Source organism: Halorhodospira halophila (assembly GCF_016653405.1).
Lineage (GTDB): Bacteria > Pseudomonadota > Gammaproteobacteria > Nitrococcales > Halorhodospiraceae > Halorhodospira > Halorhodospira halophila_A.
In genome coordinates this window covers 99,459-108,695 of record NZ_NHSN01000002.1, presented here as the reverse complement: position 1 = coordinate 108,695, position 9,237 = coordinate 99,459, and the positions used below count along the sequence as shown (strand labels likewise).

General features: G+C 67.9%; 7 protein-coding genes. 5 read left to right on the top strand and 2 right to left on the bottom strand.

Annotation, left to right across the window (positions count from 1 at the left end; genetic code table 11):
• On the top strand, positions 1-1,801 hold a 1,801-nt coding region (locus CCR79_RS01145; protein ID WP_201167748.1), incomplete at its 5' end, for a contractile injection system protein, VgrG/Pvc8 family.
• Here the strand turns inward: CCR79_RS01145 and typA are convergent.
• Positions 1,798-3,615: a translational GTPase TypA gene (gene typA / locus CCR79_RS01140; RefSeq protein ID WP_201167746.1), complete on the bottom strand. Its 1,818-nt coding sequence runs from the start codon at positions 3,613-3,615 to the stop codon at positions 1,798-1,800. The genes CCR79_RS01145 and typA overlap by 4 nt on opposite strands.
• A 5-nt stretch (positions 3,616-3,620) precedes the next feature.
• Entirely contained in the window at positions 3,621-4,061 is a 441-nt protein-coding gene (locus CCR79_RS01135; RefSeq protein ID WP_201167744.1) for a VOC family protein, read from the bottom strand.
• A gap of 119 nt (positions 4,062-4,180) precedes the next feature.
• Between CCR79_RS01135 and CCR79_RS01130 the strand changes: the two genes are divergently transcribed.
• The 4 genes from CCR79_RS01130 to CCR79_RS01115 all read left to right on the top strand — a co-directional run bounded on the left by CCR79_RS01130 (position 4,181) and on the right by CCR79_RS01115 (position 9,214).
• Positions 4,181-6,001 carry an ABCB family ABC transporter ATP-binding protein/permease gene (locus CCR79_RS01130; RefSeq protein ID WP_370645259.1) on the top strand — a complete coding sequence of 607 codons (1,821 nt, stop codon included), beginning with the start codon at positions 4,181-4,183 and terminating at the stop codon, positions 5,999-6,001.
• On the top strand, positions 5,998-6,846 hold the full coding sequence (locus tag CCR79_RS01125) for a PHP domain-containing protein (protein ID WP_201167739.1): 849 nt from the start codon (positions 5,998-6,000) through the stop codon (positions 6,844-6,846). The genes CCR79_RS01130 and CCR79_RS01125 overlap by 4 nt, the downstream gene beginning before the upstream one ends.
• A gap of 140 nt (positions 6,847-6,986) precedes the next feature.
• A complete protein-coding gene (locus tag CCR79_RS01120) occupies positions 6,987-8,621 on the top strand; it encodes a tetrathionate reductase family octaheme c-type cytochrome (RefSeq protein ID WP_207190259.1) in 1,635 nt (544 codons plus the stop codon).
• A complete protein-coding gene (locus CCR79_RS01115; RefSeq protein WP_201167738.1) occupies positions 8,618-9,214 on the top strand; it encodes a cytochrome b/b6 domain-containing protein in 597 nt (198 codons plus the stop codon). The genes CCR79_RS01120 and CCR79_RS01115 overlap by 4 nt, the downstream gene beginning before the upstream one ends.
• The last annotated feature ends 23 nt before the right edge of the window (positions 9,215-9,237 follow it).

Genomic DNA, 9,237 nt, shown 5'->3' with positions numbered 1-9,237 from the left:
GGGGTGCACGGTTCGGCTGCGTTGGGGGGATGGTCTCGGTGGTTGGCGCTGCCTGGCCGGGCAGCTGACGGCTTGGCGGCGTGGGTCCGGCGCCGGAGGGGAGCGCGATCGCTTCGAAGCCGTCATTGAGCCGCGCCTGGCGCGGTTGGGCCTTGGTGGGGCCCACCGGTTCTTTCCCCGGATCAACCTGGAGGAGCTGACCCGTTGCTGGCTCGCGGGCGTCGGCTATGCGTGGGCCGATCCAGTCTGGCGGGTGAGTGAGGCGCCGGCGTGGCGACGGCAGGTGCTGCAGGCCGGGGCAAGCGACCTGCTCCTGTTGCAGCGACTCTGGGCACAGGCCGGCGTGACCTTGGCTTGGCAGGACGGGGTCCATGAGCGCCCGCTGTTGACCGACACGGCCGCAGGGTTTCCGCAGGCGGATGGGGCGCTGCGCTTGCCAGGGGGCGGGGCCGGCCCGGGCCTGACGGAGCCGGGTTGGTGTGTGCGGTTGCAGGAGACCGGCTCGCCGCGGCCGGTGCCGCCCGGGCTCGACGATGCGGTGGCGGTGCATCTGGCCCGTATGCGGCGCCAGGCGCAGGCAGCCCGGCGACGGTGGCTGGCGCTAGCGACTCGGCAGGTCGGGCCGCGTGCCGGGTTGCGGACGCCAGTGCTGGTGGTCGGGGAGGGTGGCGACCGCGAAATCGCGGACTGGGGTCGCTGGTACCTGATTACCCGGGTCCGTCACAGCCTCTGGTGCGAGGACGATACGGTTGCGGATGCAGCGCTCTTCGGGTACCGGGCCGAGCTTGAGGCGGTGCCGGAGGTTGTCGGTGCCACGGCGCTGCCGTACCGACCGCCGGAGCCGGCCCAGTTCCCCCTGCGTCAGCCGGTACCGGCACGGATTTGCACCGATGGTGGTCGGTTGGTGGCCGGGGATGAGCGGCGCAGCGGGTTGGATCTGCCCGAGTCCGTGGTGCGCCTGCTGCCTTTGCCGCGCGGCGGGGGCCGCAGTGGTTGGCACGCACCGCTGGTCGACGGGGAGCGGGTGCTGGTGACCTGCCTGGATGGCGATCCGGACGCGCCGGTGATCCTCGGCAGCCTGCCGGTCTCCGGTCAGCGGCATCCCGCCATCGAAAGCGGTGGCCGTGTGGCGGCCTACGCTACGCGCGCCGGCCGCGGGGTGTTCTTCCCCGGGGCCGGAGACCGTGGGGACAGGCACTCCGCCGGTGCGGTGCTCGATGCCGGGGATGGCGGGGCGAGGGCGCTTGCGGTCAGGGGTGGTGCGGACCACGGGCACCGTGTGGCGCTGGATGCCGGGGCGGGGCCGCTCGAGCTCCTTGCCGGTCCAGGAGGCCTCCGCGAGCGTGCCGGTGCCCGGCGCCGTGAACGGGTTGGTGGGAGTCGGCGGGTTTCGGCGAAGTCCGGGGTCGCCGGTCGGAGCGAACGGGCAACCGCCGTGCAGGCCACCGGGCCGGTACGCCTTGGCGGTGCCGGCGGGGTGGCGGCCCGCTCCGGTCGGGATTTGCACCTGCGGGCTGGCGACACGCTTCGGGTTCTGGCCGGCGACGGAACCCGGCTGCGGACCCGGCGCGGCGATGGCGACTGGCAGGTGGAGCGTGGCGATCTACGCCTGGTGGCGGGCGGGGACGTGTCCCTGCGAAGTCGGAACGGGACGGTGACCCTGCGTAACGCATCCGGGTCGGCAGGCATCGCCGTGGATGCAGATGGCGTGATCCGGATCTGGGGGTGGCGGGTGGTGCTCGACGCCGAGGACGCGCTGCGCCTCGACGCCGAGGTCCACTACCGGGGCGGCAGCAGTTAGCTGGCCCGCTTGTGACGCTTGCGCTCGCTCTCGGTGAGCAGGCGCTTGCGCATACGGATGGATTCCGGGGTGATCTCGACGAGTTCGTCGTCGTTGATCAGCTCCAGCGCGTACTCCAGGGTCAGCTGCATGGGCGGAGTGAGGATGACGTTCTCGTCGCTGCCGGCTGCCCGGACGTTGGTCAGCTCCTTGGCTTTGAGCGGGTTGACCGTCATGTCGGCATCGCGACTGTTCAGGCCGATGAGCATCCCCTCGTAGACCGGGTCGTTGGGCGAGACCATCAGGCGTCCGCGCTCCTGCAGGTTGAACAGCGCGTAGGCGACCGCCTTGCCGTCGTTGCCGGAGATCATCGCCCCCTCGCGGCGTTGGCCGACTTCCTTGTCGCTCCGGGGACCGTAGTGATCGAAGACGTGGGTGAGGATGCCGGTCCCGGAGGTCAGGCTCATGAAGTCCGTCTGGAAACCGATCAGGCCCCGCGCCGGGATGGTGTACTCGAGGCGGACGCGTCCGTTGCTGTCGACCTGCATATCCTGCAGGCGGCCGCCGCGCTCGTTGAGGGCATCGATGACCGCGCCCTGGTGGTCGCTTTCGATGTCGGCGACCAGGTGCTCGTAGGGCTCTTCGGTGCGGCCGTCCTCGCCGGTGCGGGTGATGACCGCTGGACGGGAGACGGCGATCTCATAGCCCTCGCGGCGCATGTTCTCGAGGACCACCGACAGGTGGAGGAGCCCGCGGCCGGAGACGTGGAAGCGGTCCGGGTCGTCGGTGGCCTCGACGCGCAGGGCGACGTTGGACTTGAGCTCACGGTCGAGGCGCTCGCGGATCTGGCGGCTGGTCACATATCGTCCCTCGCGGCCGGCGAACGGCGATTTGTTGACCTCGAAGCCCATGCTCACCGTCGGTTCATCCACGGTAAGCGCCGGCAGCGCCTCCACCTGCTGCGGGTCGCAGAGCGTGTCGGAGATGTCCAGCGGGTCGATGCCGGTGATCGCCACCAGGTTGCCCGCGTCGGCGGATTCGATCTCCACCCGCTCCAGGCCGAGGAAGCCGAGCAGGGTCTGGATCCGTCCGCTGCGCTGGTTCCCCTCGCGGTCGACCACGGTGACCGTAGTACCCGGTGTGACGTGGCCCCGTTTGATCCGACCGATGCCGATCTGCCCCAAGTACTTGGAGTAGTCCAGGGTCGTGATCTGCATCTGGAAGGGGCCGTCGCTGTCGACCTGCGGGGGACGCACCTGGTCGACAATAGTCTGGAACAACGGCGTCATATCACCGCTATCGATACTCGGCTCCTCGCCGGCGTATCCGCCCAGAGCCGAGGCGTAGATGACCGGGAAATCCAGCTGTTCTTCGGTGGCGCCCAGGTCCGCGAACAGGTCGAAGGTCTGGTCGATGACCCAGTTGGGTCGTGCGCCGGGCCGGTCGATCTTGTTGACCACGACGATCGGCTGGAGCCCGAGGGCGAAGGCCTTCTCGGTAACGAAGCGCGTCTGCGGCATCGGCCCGTCCTGGGCGTCGACGAGCAGCAGCACGGAGTCGGCCATGGAGAGCACGCGCTCGACCTCGCCGCCGAAGTCGGCGTGGCCTGGGGTGTCGACGATGTTGATCCGGTACCCCTGCCAGTCGATGGCGGTGTTCTTGGACAGGATGGTGATGCCCCGCTCGCGCTCGAGGTCGTCGCTATCCATGACCCGCTCGGCGTCGCCGCCGCGGGCGTCGAGGGTGCCCGACTGCTGGAGCAGTTGATCGACCAGGGTCGTCTTGCCGTGGTCAACGTGGGCGATGATGGCGATGTTGCGGAGGTTTTCGACCATTCGGTTTACCAGGTTCCAGTGTTTTGCATCGAGGCCCAGGGTTCCTGCTCGGGCAGGGGGTCACCGGCCTGTAGCAGCTCGATGGAGATCCCGTCCGGGGAACGGATGAAGGCCATGTGGCCGTCCCGGGGCGGGCGGTTGATGGTGATGCCGGCGTCCAGTAGACGCTGGCAGGTGGCGTAGATGTCCTCGACCCGGTAGGCCAGATGCCCGAAGTTGCGACCGCCGGTGTAGGTCTCCGGGTCCCAGTTCCAGGTCAGTTCCAGCATGGGGGCCTTCTCGGCCCTGGCGCGCTCGACGTCGTCCGGGGCCGCCAGAAAGACCAGCGTGAAGCGGCCGCGCTCGCTCTCGCGGCGGCTGATCTCGATCAGGCCGAGCTTGTTGCAGTAGAAATCGAGGGAGGCCTCGAGGTCGCTAACCCGGACCATCGTGTGCAGGTACTGCATGGTACCGCGCCTCTCAAGCGCTTGCCGCTAACTGGTAACCGCGCAGTCTAACAGCTTCCCGAGGGCCCCCGATATGACCGCCGCCGCCGACTGGCGCCGGGCCCGGCCAAGCCAGTACCATGAGCGCGTCAAGTCGTCCGGGGCCTCTTTTGCGCAAGTTTCGGAACAACAGCTACAGCGGAGGACGTCCCAACTGGCGGATCATCGCCAGTGTCCTGCCCTACCTGAACGAGTTCCGGAACCGGGCGCTGCTCGCCCTCGCCCTGCTGGTGCTGGCCAAGGTGGCGAACGTGCTGGTTCCGGTGGCGCTGAAGTTCCTCGTCGACCATTTGGACGAGGTTCGGGGCACCGCCGAGGCGGCGCTGTTCGTACCCCTGGCTCTCGTGCTCGGATACGGCCTGCTGCGCTTCGCGTCGACGCTGTTTCAGGAGCTACGGGATGCCGTCTTCGCCCGGGTGGCCGAGCGGACCATGCGGAGAGCGGCGCTGCGCGTGTTCGAGCACCTGCATCGGCTCGACCTGGGGTTCCACCTGGCTCGACGGACCGGTGCCCTGGCCCGTGACATTGAGCGCGGCACCAGCGGCATGTCGTTCCTGCTGCGCACCCTGGTGTTCAACATCGGGCCCACCCTCCTCGAGGTAGCGCTGGTGGCGCTGATCCTGGCCATCGCCTTCGACTGGAGCTTCGTGCTCACGGTGATGCTGGCCGTGGCCCTCTACATCGCCTTCTCGCTGGCCGTGACCGAGTGGCGCACGCGTTTCGTGCGCGAGGCCAATGAGATGGACAACCAGTCGAACACCCGGGCCGTGGACAGCCTGCTCAATTACGAGACGGTCAAGTACTTCAACGCCGAACGTTACGAGGCGGAGCGCTACGATCGCGATCTGGCCGCCTGGGAGCAGGCACGCATCAAGCACCGGCTCTCGCTGGCCGCCCTTAACTCCGGTCAGGCCTTCATCGTGGCCGCGGCGATCACGGTGATGATGGGGATGGCCACCCTCCAGGTCCTGGAAGGGCGCATGAGCCTGGGCGATCTGACCATGATCAACGCCTACCTGCTGCAGCTCTTCATCCCCCTCAACAACCTGGGGTTCGTCTATCGGGAGATGCGCGAGTCGTTGATCAATATCGAGCGCATGTTCGGCCTCATGGACCAGCACCCGCAGGTGCCCGACCGGAGCGATGCAGTGCCCCTGGCCCCGGATGGCGGACGCATCCGCTTCGAAGGTGTACGTTTCGGCTATCAGCCGGACCGGCCCATCCTGCGCGGCGTCGATTTTACGGTGGAGCCGGGCCAGAAGGTGGCCCTGGTGGGACCCAGCGGGGCCGGCAAGTCGACCATCGCCCGGCTGCTGTTCCGCTTCTATGACGTCGATGACGGGCGGATCACGATCAATGGCCAGGATCTGCGCGACGTGACCCAGCACAGCCTGCGTGCCGCGATCGGGGTGGTGCCGCAGGATACCGTGTTGTTCAATGACACCATCCGCTACAACATTGCATATGGGCGCCCGGACGCCAGCGAGGCCGAGATCCACGAGGCTGTGCGCCGGGCGCATCTCGACGGGTTCATCAGCGAGTTGCCCGAGGGGCTGGATACCCTCGTCGGTGAGCGGGGCCTGAAGGTCTCGGGTGGCGAGAAGCAGCGCATCGCCATTGCCCGGGTGCTGCTCAAGGACCCGCCACTGCTGATCCTCGACGAGGCGACCTCGTCGCTGGATTCCGCCTCGGAGCGTGCCATCCTGACGACGCTGCAAGAGGTGGCCGCGCAGCGCACCACGCTGGCAATTGCCCATCGCCTGTCCACCATTCAGGACGCTGACCAGATCCTGCTGATCGATGGCGGCACGATCATCGAGGCGGGGACCCACCGTGAACTGCTCGACCGTGACGGCGCTTACGCCCGTCTGTGGCGCTATCAGGAGGGCGTGGCTCGATGAGCGCTTCGCACGATCTGCACTGCCATTCCACCGCCTCGGACGGGCACCTGACGCCGGCGGCGGTGGTCCATCGCGCGGCGGACCAGGGCGTGACCACCCTGGCGCTGACCGACCATGACACGGTGGCGGGCCTCGGCGACGCGCAGGCGGCGGCCTCGACTGCAGGGATCCGACTGATCGCCGGGCTGGAGCTGTCGGTGCTCTGGCAGGGCCGGACGTTCCATGTCGTGGGCCTCGGGGTCGATCCGGGCGAGCCCGGGCTGCAGGATGGTCTGGCGCGGATGCAGCGGGCCCGGCAGGAGCGCGGCGAGGCCATCGGCGAGCGCCTGGAACGTGCCGGACTCAGTGGCGCGCGGGAGGGCGCACGGGAGGCGGCCGGCACCGCGGAGATCACCCGGGCGCACTATGCGCGGTGGTTGGTCGAGAGCGGTAATGTGCGTGGCTACGAGGAGGCATTCAAGCGCTACCTGCGTCGTGGCCGGGTGGGCTATGTGCACGGCGATTGGGTGGCCATGGAGGAGGGGATCGAGTGGATTCGCCGGGCCGGGGGCATCGCGGTCCTCGCCCATCCGCTCGGCTACGATCTGACGGGGGCGTGGATCCGGCGGACGCTGGATGCTTTTACCGCGGCGGGGGGCGAAGCGATGGAGGTCGCCTGCGGAACCTCGCCCGAGCCGCGCCACGTGCAGCAGCTCGGCGGATGGTGTCGGCGGTATGCGTTACTGGCCTCCAGCGGCTCGGATTTCCACGGTCCCGGTCATCCGAGCCGGGAGATCGGCGGTGCGCCGGCCCTGCCGGCCGATTTGCCCTCGGTGCTGGAGGCACTCCCCGAGCGGGGAGGGTGAACGACACCCTTGGCCCGGTCGGCTCCGAGGGTGGCAGGGCGGGCACCTCGCGCCATGGCTCGTCTTGCGGTATGGTCTATCCTTAAGCGGAAGGATAGGTGATCACAGTGATAGCTCGGTGTTGGCTGGCAGGTCTGTTGATGGTCCTGGCGGGCACGAGTTTCGCGGCGGGTGCCGAGGAGTTCGAGCCGCCGATCCCCGGTGAAGAGGCGCCGACGGAGCCGGGATCCACGGCCGACCATACGAAGTTCTCCCTGCTGGAGGGGCCGTTCGAGACCGGTCCCGAGGTGACCGAAGCGTGTCTGCAGTGCCACACCGAAGCGGCGAAGCAGGTCCACAGCAGTATCCACTGGACTTGGACCTACGAACAGCCTGAAACGGAGCAGACCCTCGGCAAGCGCTACGTGCTCAATAATCTGTGCATGGGGATCGCCGGCAGCTATGAGCGCTGCTCCTCGTGCCATGTCGGCTACGGCTGGGAGGACCGGCACTTCGACTTCACGGCCGAGGAGAAGGTCGACTGCCTGGTCTGCCATGACACCACCGGCGAGTATGTGAAATTCCCCACTGCGGCCGGCCATCCGCCCTACGAGGACACCGAATTCCGCGGCATCCTGTTCGAGGCGCCGGATCTCGCCCATGTGGCTCAGAACGTCGGAGACACCAGCCGTGCGACCTGCGGCAGCTGCCACTTTGAGGGTGGTGGTGGCAACGCCGTTAAGCACGGCGATCTCGACAGCTCACTACTTGACCCGCCGCGCTCGGTCGATGTGCATATGACGCCGGAGGGGGCGGACTTCAGCTGCTCGAACTGCCACGAGTTCACCGGCCACATCCAGAGCGGGAGTCGTTACCACCTGACGGTGCCCGACTACGACGACGCGCCGATTCCGGCTCGGCCACAGGACAAGCCCGCGTGCGTGGCCTGCCACGGCAGCGAGCCGCACGAGGGACGCATCCACGACAAGCTCAACGCCCACGGCGATTTCATCGCCTGTCAGACCTGTCACGTACCGGAGATCGCTCGCGGCGGTTATCCGACCAAGACCCTTTGGGACTGGTCGGAGGCCGGTCGGCTGGATGACGACGGCCAGCCTGTCGTCGAGAAGGACGACGAGGGGCGCGTGATCTACGACGGCATGAAGGGCGTGTTCGAGTGGAAGGAAGACTACCCGCCGGACTACCGCTGGTTCGACGGCAACATGGTCTACACCCTGCCGGACGATACCATCGACCCCGATGGCGAGGTCCCCGTCAACCGGCCTCAGGGGCGACCGGGCGAGGGCGGCGCCAAGATCTGGCCGTTCAAGATCATGTACGGCAAGCAGCTCTACGATGCCGAGCATCATACGCTCCTGGTACCGCAACTCTTCGGCAAGGAGGGCGATGATGACGCGTTCTGGCGCAGCTACGACTGGGACCGCGCCATCGAGGCCGGCATGGAGGAAGCGCGCGCCGTCGGTCAAACCGAGGTGGCCTACAGCGGTGCGTACGGCTTCGTCGAGACGCGGATGTACTGGCCGGTCAACCACATGGTTGCGCCGGCGGAGGCGAGTGTGGCCTGCGTCGATTGTCACAGTCGCGACGGCCGCATGGCCGGTTTGGAAGGGGTCTACGTCCCGGGCCAGGATCGCCACCCGCGGATTGAAGCGGTGGGCTGGGCGGCCGTCTGGCTGACCTTGTTCGCGGTGCTCGGCCACGGCGGCGTGCGCTACTATCTCTACCGTCGGGAGCGCCCCGACGGCCGATCGGGCGAGGAGGGGGAGGGCTCGTGACCCAAGTACGTATCTTCACCCGTTTCGAGATCTTCTGGCACTGGGCGCAGGCCGTTCTCATCTTCGGGCTGCTGCTCACGGGTCTGGAAATGCACGGCAGCTACTCGCTGCTCGGCTTCGGCGCCGCCTTCTCCACCCACATCGTGCTCGCCTGGGCACTGATCGGGCTGTGGGCCTTTGCCATCTTCTGGCACCTGACCACCGGGGAGTGGCGGCAGTACGTACCGACCGGCAGTGGTTTGGGCCGCACTGCGGGCTACTACGCTTACGGCATGTTCTCGGGTGAGGCGAAGCCCTTTGCCAAGTCGCCGTCGGCCAAGCACAACCCGCTGCAGCGGCTTGCCTATTTCGGGTTCAAGGCGGCGATCGCCCCGGCGCTGTGGATCTCCGGACTGCTGCTGCTTTTTTACAACTTCTGGAACGACACCCTCCTCGGGGCGCTCCTGCCCCTCGGGGCCGTTGCCGGCGTCCATCTCGCCGCGGCTTTTGCCATGATCGTCTTCCTGATCGGGCACATCTACATGGCTGCGACCACGGGCAACCCCTGGTACGAGTACCTGCGCGCCATGGCCACCGGCTATCACAGGGAGTAGCCGTTGCCAGCCGCCCGGGCGCC